Here is a 16406-nt window from a genome sequence, read left to right as displayed (position 1 = left end):
GTGCATCTCAAGGCCATGACTCTCCGCGGTTTCAAGTCATTCGCATCGGCCACGACACTCCGGTTCGAACCAGGCATCACCTGCGTCGTCGGCCCCAACGGATCGGGCAAGTCCAACGTCGTGGACGCCCTGTCCTGGGTCATGGGAGAGCAGGGCGCGAAGTCGCTGCGCGGCGGCAAGATGGAAGACGTGATCTTCGCCGGGACCACCGGGCGGCCGCCGCTCGGACGGGCCGAGGTCTCGCTGACCATCGACAACTCCGACGGCGCGCTGCCGATCGACTACGCCGAAGTCACCATTACGCGGATCATGTTCCGCAACGGCGGCAGCGAATACCAGATCAATGGCGACACGTGCCGGCTGCTCGATATCCAGGAGCTGCTCTCGGACTCCGGGATAGGGCGCGAGATGCACGTGATCGTCGGGCAGGGCCAGCTCGACTCCGTACTGCACGCCGATCCGATGGGCCGCAGGGCATTCATCGAGGAGGCCGCCGGCGTACTCAAGCACCGCAAGCGGAAAGAGAAAGCGCTGCGGAAGCTCGACGCCATGCGGGCCAACCTCTCGCGCATACAGGATCTGACCGACGAACTGCGCGGGCAGCTCAAGCCCCTGGGGCGGCAGGCGGCGGTCGCGCGGCGGGCCGCCGTCATTCAGGCCGACCTGCGCGACGCGCGGCTGCGGCTGCTCGCCGACGACCTGGTGACCTTGCGCGAGGCCCTGAGCGCGGAGATCGCGGACGAGGAGGCGCTCAAGGAGCGCAAGGACGCCGCCGAGGCGCAGCTCCGGGCCGCGCTGGCGCGCGAGGCGGAACTGGAGGAAGAGGTACGCCGCCTCGCCCCGCGGCTCCAGCGGGCGCAGCAGACCTGGTACGAGCTGTCGCAGCTGGCGGAGCGGGTGCGGGGCACGGTCTCGCTCGCCGACGCACGGGTCAAGAGCGCCACGGCGCCACAGGAGGAAGAGCGGCGCGGGCGCGATCCCGAGGACATGGAGCGCGAGGCCGCGCGGGTCCGTGAGCAGGAGGCGGAGCTGGAAGCCGCGCTGGAGGCGGCGCGGCGCGCGCTGGAGGACACGGTCGGACACCGGGCCGAACTCGAACGGGAACTCGCGGCCGAGGAACGCAGGCTCAAGGACGCCGCGCGGGCCATCGCCGACCGGCGCGAGGGGCTCGCCCGGCTCAGCGGCCAGGTCAACGCGGCCCGCAGCAGGGCCGGCTCCGCCCAGGCGGAGATCGACCGGCTGACCGCCGCGCACGAGGGCGCCCAGGAGCGGGCCGTCGCGGCGCAGGAGGAGTACGAGCAGCTCAGGGCCGAGGTGGAAGGGCTGGACGCGGGCGAATCCGACCTCGCCGAGCAGGACGAGGCGGCCCGCCGGGAGCTTGCCGAGGCGGAGGCCGGCCTCACGGCGGCCCGGGAGGCGGCGACGTCCGCCGAGCGCCGCCGGGCCGCGACGTCCGCGCGGCACGACGCGCTGGCCCTCGGCCTGCGGCGCAAGGACGGCACGGGCGTGCTGCTCGCCGCGCAGCCCCGGCTCACGGGCCTGCTGGGACCGGCGGCGGAGCTTCTCACCGTGACCCCCGGCTTCGAGGTCCCGGTGGCGGCGGCGCTGGGAGCGGCGGCGGACGCCCTCGCGGTGAGCGACCCGGCCACGGCGGCCGAGGCGATCCGGCTGCTGCGCAAACAGGACGCGGGCCGGGCGGTACTGCTGCCGGGCGCGCCCGCCGCCGCCGACGCCCCGGCCTCCCTGGCCGCTGACGCCGGCCCCGGCACGGCGGACGCGTCCGCGACAGCCGTCGCCGATCTGGTGCGGGGGCCCGCCGAACTGATGCCCGCGGTGCGGCGGCTCGTACGGGACATGGTCGTCGTCGGAACACTGGAGGACGCCGAGGACCTGGTCGCCGCCCGGCCCGCGGTGACCGCCGTGACCGCCGAGGGAGATGTGCTCGGGGCGTACTTCGCTCAGGGCGGCTCGGCCGGGGCGCCGAGCCTGCTGGAGGTGCAGGCGTCCGTCGACGAGGCCGCCGCCGAACTGGAGGAACTGGCCGTACGGTGCGAGGAGCTCGCGGCCGCGCAGCACCGTGCGGGGGAGCGGCGCGACGCGTGCGCCGCGCTCGTCGAGGAGCTGGCGCAGCGGCGTCGCGCCGCCGACCGCGAGAAGTCCGGCGTCGCCCAGCAGCTCGGCCGGCTCGCCGGGCAGGCGCGCGGCGCCGCCGGTGAGGCCGAGCGGTCGGCCGCGGCCGCCGCCCGCGCCCAGGACGCGCTGGAGCGGGCGATGGAGGAGGCCGAGGAGCTGGCCGAGCGGTTGCTAGTGGCCGAGGAAGCGCCCGTACAGGAGGAGCCGGACACCTCCGTACGAGACCGCCTCGCCGCCGACGGCGCCAACGCCCGCCAGACCGAGATGGAGGCCCGGCTCCAGGTCCGTACGCACGAGGAGCGGGTGAAGGGCCTCGCCGGGCGGGCCGACGCGCTCGACCGCGGAGCGCGGGCGGAGCGTGAGGCGCGGGCGCGCGCCGAGCAGCGGCGGGCCCGGCTGCGCCACGAGGCGCAGGTCGCGGCCGCGGTCGCCTCCGGTGCGCGTCAGCTGCTCGCCCACGTCGAGGTCTCACTCGTACGCGCCGACGCGGAGCGCGCCGCGGCCGAGGCAGCAAAGGCGGAGCGCGAGCGGGAACTGACGGCCGAACGCGGCCGGGGACGCGATCTCAAGGGCGAGCTCGACAAGTTGACGGATTCGGTGCACCGGGGTGAGGTGCTGGGCGCCGAGAAGCGGCTGCGCATCGAGCAGCTGGAGACCAGGGCGCTGGAGGAACTGGGCGTGGAACCGGCCGGGCTGGTCGCGGAATACGGGCCCGCCCAGCCCGTGCCGCCGTCGCCGCCCGCCGAGGGCGAGGACGTGCCGGAGGACCCGGAGCATCCCCGCAACCGGCCCCGGCCCTTCGTACGGGGAGAGCAGGAGAAGCGGCTTCGCGCGGCCGAACGGGCGTACCAGCAGCTCGGGAAGGTGAATCCGCTGGCGCTGGAGGAGTTCGCGGCGCTGGAGGAGCGCCACAAGTTCCTCTCGGAGCAGCTTGAAGACCTGAAGAAGACGCGCACCGACCTCATGCAGGTGATCAAGGAGGTCGACGAGCGCGTCGAGCAGGTCTTCGGCGAGGCGTTCCGGGATACGGCGAGGGAGTTCGAGGGCGTCTTCTCGCGTCTCTTCCCGGGCGGTGAGGGCCGGCTGGTCCTGACCGATCCCGGGAACATGCTGACCACGGGCGTCGACGTCGAGGCCAGGCCACCGGGCAAGAAGGTCAAGCGCCTCTCACTGCTCTCGGGCGGCGAACGGTCGCTGACCGCGGTGGCCATGCTGGTGTCGATCTTCAAGGCCAGGCCGAGTCCGTTCTACGTGATGGACGAGGTCGAGGCCGCGCTCGACGACACCAACCTCCAGCGGCTGATCCGGATCATGGAGGAGCTCCAGGAGAGCTCGCAGCTGATCGTGATCACTCACCAGAAGCGGACGATGGAGGTCGCCGACGCGCTGTACGGCGTCTCCATGCAGGGGGACGGCGTCTCCAAGGTCATCAGCCAGCGACTGCGCTGACCACGGGCGCTGCCTTCCCGCCGCCCTCTCTTCAAAAGGTGAACACAAGCCCTCACGCCAGGTCCATGAATTTCACAATCTCTTGCTCTTGACTTCGAAACCTGAAGGCATAGTCTCGGCAACGTCGTTTTTACCTTCAAGTGGTGCGCGGCGCGATGTTGTGCCCCACTTGGAGTGCTTGCCCCCCACGCCAGGCGACGCGGCCAGGCCTCAGGAGTTGATGTGACCAGCACTGCGCAACCCACGGCGTCCGGAGCCCGCGAGGCCCACCCGGACCACCTCGGCCACGTCATCTTCATCACGGCGGCAGCCGCGATGGGCGGCTTCCTCTTCGGTTACGACAGCTCGGTCATCAACGGCGCGGTCGAAGGCATCCGGGGCAAGTACGACGTGGGCTCCGCGACCCTCGCCCAGGTCATCGCCATCGCCCTGATCGGCTGCGCCATCGGTGCCGCCACCGCGGGCCGCATCGCCGACCGCATCGGCCGCATCCGCGTCATGCAGATCGCCGCCGCGCTCTTCACGATCAGCGCCGTCGGCTCCGCGCTCCCGTTCGCCCTGTGGGACCTCGCCTTCTGGCGCGTGCTCGGCGGTATCGCCATCGGCATGGCCTCGGTCATCGGCCCGGCCTACATCGCCGAGGTCGCCCCGCCGGCGTACCGCGGCCGCCTCGGCGCCTTCCAGCAGGCGGCGATCGTCATCGGCATCGCCGTCTCGCAGCTCGTCAACTGGGGCATCCTCAACCTGGCCGACGGCGACCAGCGCGGCGAGCTGCTCGGCATCGAAGCCTGGCAGGTCATGCTGGGCGTCATGGTCGTCCCGGCCGTCCTGTACGGCCTGCTCTCGTTCGCCATCCCCGAGTCGCCGCGCTTCCTGATCTCCGTGGGCAAGGTCGACAGGGCCAAGGAGATCCTGGCCGACGTCGAAGGCAAGACCATCGACCTCGACGCGCGCGTCAACGAGATCGAGCTGGCGATGCGCAGTGAGCACAAGTCCACGTTCAAGGACCTGCTCGGCCGCCGCTTCGGCTTCCTGCCCATCGTCTGGGTCGGTATCGGCCTCTCGGTCTTCCAGCAGCTCGTCGGCATCAACGTCGCCTTCTACTACTCCGCGACGCTGTGGCAGTCGGTCGGCATCAACCCGAGCGACTCCTTCTTCTACTCGTTCACCACGTCGATCATCAACATCATCGGCACCGTGATCGCCATGATCTTCGTCGACCGGATCGGCCGCCGCCCGCTCGCCCTCATCGGCTCGACCGGCATGGCGCTCGCCCTCGCCTTCGAGGCATGGGCCTTCTCCGCCGACCTGATCGACGGCAGGCTGCCGCACACCCAGGGCATCGTCGCGCTGATCGCCGCGCATGTCTTCGTGCTCTTCTTCGCCCTCTCGTGGGGTGTCGTGGTCTGGGTCTTCCTCGGCGAGATGTTCCCCAACCGGCTGCGCGCCGCCGCGCTGGGCGTCGCCGCCTCCGCGCAGTGGATCGCCAACTGGGCGATCACGGCGAGCTTCCCCAGCCTCTCCGAGTGGAACCTCTCGGGGACGTACGTGATCTACACATTCTTCGCCGTGCTCTCGATCCCCTTCGTGCTCAAGTTCGTGAAGGAGACCAAGGGCAAGGCGTTGGAGGAGATGGGCTAATCCCCGCTGCCCCGCTCCTCGGACACGGCACTGCCCCGGCTCACCCGTTGAGCCGGGGCAGTACGTTTTCCGCGAACAGATGGAGGCTGCGCCAGCCCTCGTCGACCGGCATCCCGCCGCACAGCGGATGCAGTACGAGACTGCCGGCGGCCAGCCCCACGCACTCGTCCGGCGTCACGACGCGGTAGACCCCTTCGGCCCGCAGCTCCTCGACGCCGGTCGCCCGCGAACGTACGGCCGACGTGATGTCCTTGGACTGCCAGGAGGCGTACGTCTGCGCCTCGTGCAGGAAGTACTCGCCGTACTCGGCCCACGTCCGGTCCGGGTCCTCGGCGACATGCAGCAGCGGCGTCTCGGCCGCCGGCATCATGCAGAAGCCGTCCGTCCCGAACTCGGCCCGCCGCTCGTGGTAGTACGCCTCCAGCTCGGGCAGGTGCGCGCTCGGGAAGAACGGCAGCCCGAAACGGGCGGCGCGCCGGGCGGCCGCCCGCGAGGAACCGCCGACCAGCAGCGGCGGATGCGGCCGGGAGTACGGGCGCGGCGTCACGCGCACGGTACGGCCCCGGTACGGGAAGGGCTCGCCGGTCCATGCCAGCAGCAGTGTTTCGAGGACCTCGTCCTGGAGCCTGCCGCGCCGGCCCCAGTCCACACCCAGCTGCTCGTACTCCTCGGGCCGGTAGCCGATGCCCGCGACCGTGACCAGGCGTCCCTTGCCGATCAGGTCCAGTACGGCGATGTCCTCGGCCAGCCGCAGCGGCTCGTACAACGGCCCGATGACGGCGGAGACGGTGACGGTGATGCGCCGGGTCGCGCCGAGGACCGAGCCCGCGAAGACGAACGGGGAGGGGATCCAGCCGTTGGCGGCGCCGTGGTGCTCCTCGGTCTGGACGGTGCCGATGCCGCGGTCGTCGGCGTAGGCGGCCATCTCCAGGGCGGCGCGGTAGCGGGCCGCGTGCGTGTCGGGGGTCGCGTCGGGATCGACGAGGTTGAAGCGGACCACTGTGAAGGCCATGACGAGTCGTCCCCCTCCGCCGGGTGTCGATGTGGCGAAGAGGGACGTTAGTTGACGTTACGTCAGATGGACAGGCTTCCGGCGGTCTCCGGCGCCTTCTCCGCCTCGGCCGTCCGCTCCGGCGCCACGGCCTTCGTCCTCGGCAGCACCGCGTACAGCAGCGCGGCCACGACGACCGTCGCCGCCCAGCCCAGGCCGTTGCGCCCGATCCAGGAACCGGCGAGCGGCCCGGTGAACCAGTCGACCTTGGTGAACAGCAGGCCCGCCACCAGCGCGAGGCCCCACGCCGTCATGGCCTGCCAGGCGAAACCGCCCCGGTACCAGTAACCACTGGTGCGGGTGGTGTCCATGAGTGCCTCGCCGTCGTACGTACGACGGCTCAGCATGTCCACACCGAAGACGCCGATCCACGCGGAGAACGCCACGGCCAGCAGCGTCAGGAAGGAGATGAAAGAACCGAAGAAGCTCGTGGCGACCACCATCAGCAGGAAGCCGAAGATCAGGCTGATGACGGCGTTGACACTCACGGCCCAGGCGCGCGACACCTTGATGCCGAGCGTCTGCGCGGTGAACCCGGCCGAGTACATCGACATCGAGTTGATCAGCAGCATGCCGACGAGGGCGATCAGCAGGTACGGAACGGCGATCCAGGTCGGCAGCAGCTCGCCGATGAAGGACACCGGGTCGGCCGCCGACGCCAGGCTCGGCGTACTGACGGCCATGACCGCGCCCATCAGGACCATCGGCAGGACGACGACGCCCGCGCCGCCCACGGTGGCGGAGACCAGGCCCTTGCTCGACGCCGTACGCGGCAGGTAACGGGTGAAGTCCGGGCCCGAGGGGACCCAGCTGATGCCGCCGGCCGCGATGGTGCCGATGCCCGCGATCATCATCGCGGTCGAGCCGGCGGGCTTGGCGAACACGGCGGACCAGTCGGTGCCGGCGATCAGATAGACCAGCACGAGCACGCTGAAGGCGCCGAAGAGGTACGTCGACCAGGTGCTGCACCGGCGCAGGGCGTTGATGCCGAGGCCCGAGACGAGGAACGTGCAGCCGACGAAGAGCAGCAGCGTCACCACGATGAGCGCGGTGTTGCTCTTGATGCCGAAGAGCAGATCGAGCACGGTCAGCACGGCGTACGCGCCGGTCACCGCGTTGATCGTCTCCCAGCCCCAGCGCGCGACCCAGATCAGGGAGCCGGGGAAGAGGTTGCCCCGCTGGCCGAAGACGGCGCGGGAGAGCGCCATGCCGGGGGAACCGCCGCGCTTGCCCGCGATCGAGATCAGGCCGACGAGTCCGTACGACACGACGGGCGCGGCGACGGCCACGCCCAGCACCTGCCAGAAGTTCAGACCGTTGAAGACGACCAGACCGGCGCCCATGGTGAGCAGAAGCACGCTGATGTTGGCGGCGACCCAGGTAGGGAAGAGTTCACGGACGCGGCCCGAGCGCTCGTTGTCGGGGACGGGCTCAAGACCGCGGGTCTCTATCGCGCCCTCGGACTCGGGGCGGCGGTTTCAGGCATGGGGAACTCCGTGCAGGGGTGGGGGGAACGAACAGCATCTTACGGGCACGGCTCCGTACGGTCCCCCCAAAAGGTCCAAATCCTACGGAAGCCCCTCGTGTGATCCTCCGACAAGGCTCTGCGTACACCGCTGTGACTGATACTGGGTGCGTTATGGAAATCGTCATCCTTGCTGTAGTCATCGCCCTGGTCGCGATCGGCGCCATCAGCGGGCTCGTGGTCAGCAGCCGCAAGAAGAAGCAGCTGCCGCCGCAGGCGCCGCCGACCACGCCGACCATCACCGCCCCGCCCGCCGAACCGCAGGTCGGCGAGGACGCGGCGCCACCGCGCGACGAAGCGCGCCGGACCATCGAGGAGGTGGACCTCCCCGACGCGTCGACCGCAGTCGAGGAGCCCGTCGCCCTCGAGGACCCGGTCGTAGCCGAACCCGTCGCGCCCGAGATCGAGATCCCCGAGCCCACCGCCGGCCGCCTGGTGCGGCTGCGCGCCCGGCTCGCCCGCTCGCAGAACACGCTCGGCAAGGGTCTGCTGACCCTGCTCTCCCGCGAGCACCTCGACGAGGACACCTGGGAGGAGATCGAGGACACCCTGCTCACCGCGGACGTCGGCGTGGCCCCCACCCAGGAACTGGTCGAGCGCCTGCGTGAGCGCGTACGGGTGCTCGGCACGCGTACGCCCGAAGAGCTGCGCGGCCTGCTCCGCGAGGAGCTGCTGAACCTGCTCGGTACGGACATGGACCGCGCGGTGAAGACCGAGAGCGCCGCCGACGTCCCCGGCATCGTCATGGTCGTCGGCGTCAACGGCACCGGAAAGACCACCACGACCGGCAAGCTCGCCCGCGTACTGGTGGCCGACGGCCGCAGCGTGGTGCTGGGCGCGGCGGACACCTTCCGCGCGGCGGCCACCGACCAGCTCCAGACCTGGGGCGACCGGGTGGGCGCGCGCACCGTGCGCGGACCCGAGGGCGGCGACCCGGCGTCGGTGGCCTTCGACGCGGTGAAGGAAGGTATCGCCGAGGGCGCGGACGTCGTGCTCATCGACACGGCGGGCCGACTGCACACCAAGGCCGGCCTCATGGACGAGCTCGGCAAGGTCAAGCGCGTCGTGGAGAAGCACGGTCCGCTCGACGAGGTGCTGCTCGTGCTGGACGCGACGACCGGCCAGAACGGTCTCGTCCAGGCGCGGGTCTTCGCCGAGGTCGTCGACATCACCGGCATCGTGCTGACGAAGCTGGACGGCACGGCGAAGGGCGGCATCGTGATCGCGGTGCAGCGCGAACTGGGCGTACCGGTGAAGCTGATCGGCCTCGGGGAGGGCGCGGACGATCTGGCGCCGTTCGAGCCGGAGGCGTTCGTGGACGCGCTGATCGGCGACTGACGAAGCGGTACGCGAAACGCCGGACGGGCTCGCTGTCGAGCCCGTCCGGCGTTTTCGTTACGCCGTTACGCCGTTACGCCGCTCCGCCCAACGCCGCGCTACGCCGGAGAGCGGTGCGCCACGTACGCCAGCGTGCCCAGCAGCAGCCGCGCCTGCGGCGGCGCCTGGGCCGTGTCCAGGGAGGGCGGGCGGAGCCAGCGGACCGGGCCGAGTCCCGCCAGGTCCGAGGGCGGCGCGGTGATGTGGTCGCCGGCGCCGAGCCCGCGCAGGTCGAGATCCGCGTCGTCCCAGCCCATCCGGTAGAGCAGGTGGGGGAGCCCCGCGGCGGCTCCGGGAGCGACGAAGAAGTGCGCGCGGCCGTCCGGCGTCGCGGCCACGGGGCCCAGCGGCAGCCCCATCCGCTCCAGCCGTACGATCGCCCGCCTCCCCGCGGCCTCGGCGACCTCGATCACGTCGAACGAACGCCCCACGGCCAGCAGCACCGACGCGCCGGGAAAGTCCGACCAGGTCTTCGTCACCTCGTCGAGGGTGGCACCCGCCGGCACCTCGGGCGCGAAGTCCAGCGGATGGGCGCCGGGTGCCCGGCACTGCGTAACGCCGCAGGAACAGACCCGCGCTCCCGCCGCACCCGAACCGGCCGCGGCGGAACCCGCTCTGGCGCCCGGCACGACCGCCCAGCCCCAGAGCCCGGTGTACTCGGCCACCGTTGTGCAGTCCGACATGCGGCCGCGACGCCGTGAGCCGGACCGTGTCTCCCGGCCGATCGTGAAGCCCATGCCCCCTCCAACGGGTCCAGTGCGCCGGTGGTTACGACTTGGAGTCAACCTGTTACGCTCCGCTGCCGTCGAGGCGGACTGGCGGCGCATCGAGGCATCCGAGGTGGTGCGGGCCGGAACGAGCGCCCCGGCGCACATCGCTCCGCCGACTCCCGATCGGCGTATGTCAAGTGAATCGCGCCCGGCGGCAGGGGAGTTCATTCGATGGGGTGGCGAATGGTGGCGTTTGTGGAATCGCCATGGCCGGAGGGGTGATCGTAGGATTACTTTCGGTACGCGAACCCCGGAATAACTGCGCGTGTGGGTATGCCGGAGGCAAGCCGGTTTCCTGTTCGAAGGGGCGCATCCCCGGGACAACAGGCCCCAACTCACGGCATTCTGTCAGGGGTCCGGGCAAAGAGGCTTTCGGCGGGATGGGGGCGTTCCAGTGAGCGGCAGTGGCGCAGGCGGTACGAACGCTGGGAAGCGCCCGAACGAGCAACTGGGTTCGTGGTTCGTGCGCAGCGGCTGGTCCAAGGGCGAACTCGCGCGGCAGGTGAACCGCAGGGCCCGCCAGATGGGCGCGCACCACATCAGCACGGACACCTCACGCGTGCGCCGCTGGCTGGACGGCGAGCAGCCGCGCGAGCCGATCCCGCGCATCCTCTCCGAGCTCTTCTCCGAGCGCTTCGGCAGCGTCGTGGCCATCGAGGACCTCGGGCTGCGCTCCGCCCACCAGTCACCCTCGGTGTCCGGCGTGGACCTGCCCTGGGCCGGCCCGCAGACGGTCGCCCTGCTCAGCGAGTTCTCCCGCAGCGACCTGATGCTCGCCCGGCGCGGCTTTCTCGGCACGTCCCTGGCGCTCGCCGCCGGGCCCGCCCTCATCGAACCCATGCAGCGCTGGCTGGTGCCCTCGCCCCCCGGCGAGCCCGGCCGCCAGGAGCCGGCCGGATCGTCGCGGCGGCCGTCCCGGCTCTCCAGGCCCGAGCTGGACCTGCTGGAGTCGACCACCATGATGTTCCGCCAGTGGGACGCCCAGTGCGGCGGCGGGCTGCGGCGCAAGGCCGTCGTCGGACAGCTGCACGAAGTAACGGACCTTCTCCAGGAACCGCAGCCGCAGGCCACCTCGAAGCGGCTCTTCAAGTGCGCCGCCGAGCTGGCCGAGCTGGCCGGCTGGATGAGTTACGACGTGGGCCTCCAGCCCACCGCCCAGAAGTACTTCGTCCTCGCGCTGCACGCCGCCAAGGAAGCGGGCGACAAGCCCTTCGGCTCGTACGTCCTGTCGAGCATGAGCCGCCAGATGATCCACCTCGGCCGCCCCGACGACGCGCTGGAACTCATCCACCTCGCGCAGTACGGCAGCCGCGACTGCGCCACGCCCAGGACCCAGGCGATGCTGTATGCGATGGAGGCACGCGCCTACGCCAACATCGGGCAGCCCAGCAAGTGCAAGCGGGCGGTCCGGATGGCCGAGGACACCTTCTCCGACGCGGGCCTGGACGGCGAGCCCGAGCCCGACTGGATCCGCTTCTTCTCCGAGGCGGAGCTGAACGGCGAGAACGCCCACTCGTACCGCGACCTGGCCTATGTCGCCGGCCGCAGCCCCACCTACGCCTCGCTCGCCGAGCCGGTCATGGGGCGGGCCGTCGAGCTCTTCGGCAAGGACGAGGAGCACCAGCGTTCGTACGCCCTGAACCTCATCGGCATGGCCACCGTGCACCTGCTGAAGCGCGAGCCCGAGCAGTCCGTCGTACTGGCCGAACAGGCCCTCGGGGTCGCCAGGCGCGTGCGCTCCGAGCGGGTGAACACCCGGCTCCGCAAGACCGTGGACACCGCCGCCCGCGACTTCGGCGACGTGGCCGAGGTCGTCGACCTCACCGACCAGCTCGCAGCCCAGCTGCCCGAAGCCGCCGAGGCGGTCTGAGGGCCCGGCCGACGGCCGCCAAAGACGCCGGCCGCGACAGTCACCCCGTGAAGCCCGACTCGGCTCCCCCGCGCCAGGTCAACCGGGTGTCGGTCGCGGCCGGTTTTTGATGGTTGCGACACGATAACGGGGGCGCGGCTTCCGGTCCGGCGGTTCACCCGCACGTAACACGCACGACCTCATCGTCATGGGCGTGAAACATCGAGCGGCATTGGCCGAAACGGCGCTGCGCCAACCTCATGGCGCATAAGCGGCGCACCCCTTTGCTGCCGAACAGGCCAACAGGCTCCGCCCCCGCACGGGCCGCACCGACGACGAGGAGACGCCGATGCCTCCAGGCATCACGACGCTTGCCGCAGACAAGATCGAACTGTCTGCCGCCAACACCGGCTTCATGCTCATCTGTTCCGCCCTGGTGATGCTCATGACGCCGGGCCTGGCCTTCTTCTACGGAGGCATGGTCCGAGTCAAGTCCACCCTGAACATGCTGATGATGAGCTTCATCAGCCTCGGGATCGTCACGATCCTCTGGGTGCTGTACGGCTTCAGCCTCGCCTTCGGCGCCGACGTCGGCTCGGTCATCGGCTGGTCCTCGGACTACGTCGGATTGAGCGGCATCGGCATCACAGAACTCTGGGACGGCTACACCATCCCGGTCTACGTCTTCGCCGTCTTCCAGCTGATGTTCGCGATCATCACTCCCGCCCTGATCAGCGGCGCGCTGGCCGACCGCGTCAAGTTCACCGCCTGGGCGCTGTTCGTCACCCTCTGGGTCACCGTCGTCTACTTCCCGGTCGCGCACTGGGTGTGGGGCTCCGGCGGCTGGCTCTTCGAGATGGGCGTCATCGACTTCGCGGGCGGCACGGCCGTCCACATCAACGCCGGCGCCGCGGCGCTGGGCGTCATCCTCGTCATCGGCAAGCGCGTCGGCTTCAAGAAGGACCCGATGCGCCCGCACAGCCTCCCGCTGGTGATGCTCGGCGCCGGGCTCCTGTGGTTCGGCTGGTTCGGCTTCAACGCCGGCTCCTGGCTGGGCAACGACGACGGCGTCGGCGCCGTGATGTTCCTCAACACCCAGATCGCCACCGCCGCAGCCATGCTCGCCTGGCTGGCGTACGAGAAGATCCGGCACGGCTCGTTCACCACCCTGGGCGCCGCTTCCGGCGCCGTCGCGGGCCTCGTCGCGATCACCCCGGCCGGCGGCTCCGTCAGCCCGCTCGGCGCGATCGCCGTCGGCGCCATCGCCGGCCTGCTGTGCGCCATGGCCGTGGGCCTCAAGTACAAGCTCGGTTACGACGACTCCCTGGACGTCATCGGCGTCCACCTCGTCGGCGGTGTCGTCGGCTCGCTCCTCGTCGGCTTCTTCGCCACCGGCGGTGTCCAGTCCGACGCCAAGGGCCTGTTCTACGGCGGCGGATTCGACCAGCTCGGCAAGCAGGCCGTGGGTGTCTTCGCGGTGCTGGCCTACTCTCTGGTGGTCTCCGCGCTCCTCGCCTTCGTCATCGACAAGGCGATGGGCATGCGGGTCCCCGAGGACGACGAGGTCTCCGGTATCGACCAGGTCGAGCACGCCGAGACCGCGTACGACTTCAGCGGAGCGGGCGGCGGTTCGGCCTCCCGCACGGCCGCACCCGCTCCCGGCCTGACCGACAGGGCCGGCGCCGCGAAGAACAAGAAGGTGGACGCATGAAGCTCATCACCGCGGTAGTGAAGCCGCACCGGCTCGACGAGATCAAGGAGGCCCTCCAGGCGTTCGGAGTCCAGGGGCTTACGGTCACCGAGGCCAGCGGCTACGGCCGCCAGCGCGGCCACACCGAGGTCTACCGGGGCGCCGAGTACACGGTCGACCTCGTACCGAAGATCCGGATCGAGGTGCTGGTCGAGGACGGTGACGCCGAAGAGCTCATCGAGGTGGTGGTGAAGGCCGCCCGGACCGGCAAGATCGGTGACGGAAAGGTGTGGAGCGTGCCGGTCGACACGGCGGTCAGGGTACGGACGGGCGAACGCGGTCCGGACGCCCTCTGACCCGACCGACCGGATCCTCCGACCGGACCGCATGACAACGGGAGCTGCTGGGTGACGAGCGCACGAGAGACCACGAAACCGTCCGACGACTCGGGACCCAGCGGCTACGCGGCGGCCCGGCTGCGACTTCTCCAGGAGGAGTCGCGGTCCGGGCCGTCGCGCCGGTCCGGCCTCGCCCGGCTGACCGACGACTGGCTGGCGGCGCTGTTCACCACGGCCGCCCGCGAGGCGGAGGTGCGCGGCGCGGCCCTGGTCGCCGTCGGGGGATACGGGCGGGGCGAGCTGTCCCCGCGCAGCGACCTCGACCTGCTGCTGCTGCACGACGGCGGCGCCGACAAGGGAGCCGTCGCGGCGCTCGCCGACCGCGTCTGGTACCCCGTCTGGGACCTGGGCATGGCCCTTGACCATTCCGTACGTACGCCCGCCGAGGCCCGCAGGACCGCCGGCGAGGACCTCAAGGTGCACCTCGGGCTCCTCGACGCCCGCCACATCGCCGGCGACCTCGGCGTCACGGCCGGGCTGCGCACCGCCGTACTGGCCGACTGGCGCAACCTCGCCCCCAAGCGGCTGCCCGAACTCCACGAGCTGTGCCAGGACCGGGCGGCGCGGTCGGGTGAGTTGCAGTACCTCCTCGAACCCGACCTCAAGGAGGCCCGCGGCGGCCTGCGCGACGCGACCGCGCTGCGCGCCGTCGCCGCTTCCTGGCTGGCCGACGCCCCCCGTGAGGGGCTCGACGCGGCGCGCCGCCGGCTCCTCGACGTACGCGACGCACTGCACCTGACCACCGGGCGCGCAACCGACCGCCTCGCCCTCCAGGAGCAGGACCAGGTCGCCGCCGCCCTCGGGCTGCTGGACGCGGACACCCTGCTGCGGGAGGTGTACGAAGCGGCCCGCACCATCTCGTACGCCAGCGACGTCACCTGGCGCGAGGTCCACCGGGTCCTGCGCGCCCGGTCGGTCCGGCCGAGGCTGCGCGCCATGCTCGGCGGCAAGACGGCGCCGGACCGCACCCCGCTCGCGGAGGGCGTGGTCGAGCAGGACGGCGAGGTGGTGCTCGCCCGTACCGCCCGCCCCGAGCGCGACGCGGTGCTCCCGCTGCGGGCCGCAGCGGCGGCGGCCCAGTCGGGACTGCCGGTCTCGCTGCACGCCGTCCGCCGCCTGGCGGCCGTCGCGCGGCCGCTGCCGGTGCCGTGGCCAGCGGAGGCGCGGGAGGAACTGGTCACGCTGCTCGGCGCCGGCGAGGCCACGATCGGCGTGTGGGAGGCGCTGGAGGCCGAAGGGCTCATCACCCGGCTGCTGCCCGACTGGGAGCGGGTGCGTTGCCGTCCCCAGCGCAACCCCGTGCACACCTGGACCGTGGACCGCCACCTCGTCGAGACGGCCGTACGGGCCGCCGCGCTCACCCGCCGCGTCCACCGCCCCGACCTGCTGCTGATCGCGGCCCTCCTGCACGACTTCGGCAAGGGCTGGCCCGGTGACCACTCGGTGGCCGGCGAGATCATCGCGCGCGACGTCGCCACCCGGATCGGCTTCGACCGGGCGGACGTCGGAGTGATCGCCACGCTCGTACGCCACCACCTCCTCCTCGTCGACACCGCGACCCGCCGCGACCTGGACGACCCCGCCACCGTCCGCGCGGTGGCCGACGCGGTCGGCGCGACCGGCACCCTGGAACTCCTGCACGCGCTCACCGAGGCCGACGCCCTGGCCACCGGGCCCGCCGCCTGGTCCACCTGGCGCGCCTCGCTCGTCACCGACCTGGTCAAGCGCGTGGCCGCCGTCCTCGCGGGCGAGGAACCGGCCGCACCGGAGCCCGCCGCCCCCAGCGCCGAGCAGGAACGTCTCGCCATCGAGGCTTTCCGTACCGGCGGGCCCGTCCTGTCACTGCGCGCGCAGCCCGAGGCGCAGGAGGAGGACGCCGGCGAGGAGCCCGAGCCCCTGGGCGTCGAGCTGCTGATCGCCGTACCGGACCAGCCCGGTGTGCTGCCGGCCGTGGCCGGTGTACTGGCGATGCACCGGCTGACCGTCCGCACGGCGGAGCTGCGGGCCGCCGGACTCCCCGACTCGGTGGCGGCCGAAGGCACGCGCGGACCCAGCGGCGTCCTGCTGCTCGACTGGCGGGTGGCGGCCGAGTACGGGGCGCTGCCGCAGGCAGCCCGCCTGCGGGCGGATCTCGTACGCGCCCTGGACGGCTCGCTGGACATCCCCGCGCGACTGGCGGAGCGGGAGCGCGCGTACGAGAAGAACCCGCGCAGGCGCGGTGCCCAGGCACCGCCGCCGCGCGTCACGGTCGCACCCGCCGGCTCCAGCCTCGCGACGGTGATCGAGGTGCGCGCCCAGGACGCCCCGGGGCTGCTGCACCGCATCGGCCACGCGCTGGAGGCGGCGAAGGTACGGGTGCGCAGCGCCCACGTCTCGACGCTGGGCGCGAACGCGGTCGACGCGTTCTACGTCACAGGCCCCGAGGGCGCCCCGCTTCCGGAGATCGAGGCGGCCGAGGTGGCCCGGGCGCTGGAGGGCGCGCTGCGGTAGGGGAAGGGGGCAGACCCCACCGCAGACGGACAG

General features: G+C 71.6%; 10 protein-coding genes. 7 read left to right on the top strand and 3 right to left on the bottom strand.

Annotated features, from left to right (window positions below; all coding sequences use genetic code 11):
* Together smc and AS594_RS10250 are read left to right on the top strand one after the other, a co-directional pair.
* Entirely contained in the window at positions 1-3582 is a 3582-nt protein-coding gene (gene smc / locus AS594_RS10255) for a chromosome segregation protein SMC (RefSeq protein WP_069926720.1), read from the top strand.
* Positions 3583-3804: 222 nt separating this feature from the next.
* Positions 3805-5223, top strand: a complete 1419-nt coding sequence (locus AS594_RS10250) for a sugar porter family MFS transporter (RefSeq protein ID WP_069926719.1) — start codon at positions 3805-3807, stop codon at positions 5221-5223.
* A 40-nt stretch (positions 5224-5263) separates the two neighbouring features.
* On the opposite strand, the gene AS594_RS10245 is transcribed toward AS594_RS10250, so the two are convergent.
* Both AS594_RS10245 and AS594_RS10240 read right to left on the bottom strand, forming a co-directional pair.
* Positions 5264-6235, bottom strand: coding sequence for an LLM class flavin-dependent oxidoreductase (locus tag AS594_RS10245; protein WP_069926718.1), 972 nt, complete (start codon positions 6233-6235; stop codon positions 5264-5266).
* Positions 6236-6297: 62 nt separating this feature from the next.
* Complete coding sequence (locus tag AS594_RS10240; RefSeq protein WP_069935074.1) at positions 6298-7725, bottom strand: cytosine permease; 1428 nt, start codon at positions 7723-7725, stop codon at positions 6298-6300.
* A 188-nt stretch (positions 7726-7913) separates the two neighbouring features.
* Here AS594_RS10240 and ftsY point away from each other — a divergent pair, with 188 nt between their 5' ends.
* A complete protein-coding gene (ftsY, locus tag AS594_RS10235; RefSeq protein ID WP_069926716.1) occupies positions 7914-9137 on the top strand; it encodes a signal recognition particle-docking protein FtsY in 1224 nt (407 codons plus the stop codon).
* A gap of 98 nt (positions 9138-9235) precedes the next feature.
* On the opposite strand, the gene AS594_RS10230 is transcribed toward ftsY, so the two are convergent.
* The gene (locus AS594_RS10230; protein WP_069926715.1) at positions 9236-9913 is read right to left on the bottom strand and encodes a bifunctional DNA primase/polymerase; all 678 of its coding nucleotides are present in this window, start codon (positions 9911-9913) and stop codon (positions 9236-9238) included.
* A gap of 427 nt (positions 9914-10340) precedes the next feature.
* Here AS594_RS10230 and nsdA point away from each other — a divergent pair, with 427 nt between their 5' ends.
* The 4 genes from nsdA (at position 10341) to AS594_RS10210 (ending at position 16373) form a co-directional block, all read left to right on the top strand.
* On the top strand, positions 10341-11816 hold the full coding sequence (gene nsdA / locus AS594_RS10225; protein ID WP_069933133.1) for a transcriptional repressor NsdA: 1476 nt from the start codon (positions 10341-10343) through the stop codon (positions 11814-11816).
* Between the two features lie 328 nt (positions 11817-12144).
* Positions 12145-13506, top strand: coding sequence for an ammonium transporter (locus tag AS594_RS10220; RefSeq protein WP_069926713.1), 1362 nt, complete (start codon positions 12145-12147; stop codon positions 13504-13506).
* Entirely contained in the window at positions 13503-13841 is a 339-nt protein-coding gene (locus tag AS594_RS10215) for a P-II family nitrogen regulator (RefSeq protein WP_069926712.1), read from the top strand. The genes AS594_RS10220 and AS594_RS10215 overlap by 4 nt, the downstream gene beginning before the upstream one ends.
* 51 nt (positions 13842-13892) lie before the next feature.
* Positions 13893-16373, top strand: a complete 2481-nt coding sequence (locus tag AS594_RS10210; RefSeq protein WP_069935073.1) for a [protein-PII] uridylyltransferase — start codon at positions 13893-13895, stop codon at positions 16371-16373.
* Positions 16374-16406 lie beyond the last annotated feature (33 nt).

The organism is Streptomyces agglomeratus (assembly GCF_001746415.1).
GTDB lineage: Bacteria > Actinomycetota > Actinomycetes > Streptomycetales > Streptomycetaceae > Streptomyces > Streptomyces agglomeratus.
The sequence above is the reverse complement of the archived record's forward strand: the minus strand, read 5'-3'. Positions and strand labels throughout refer to the sequence as shown.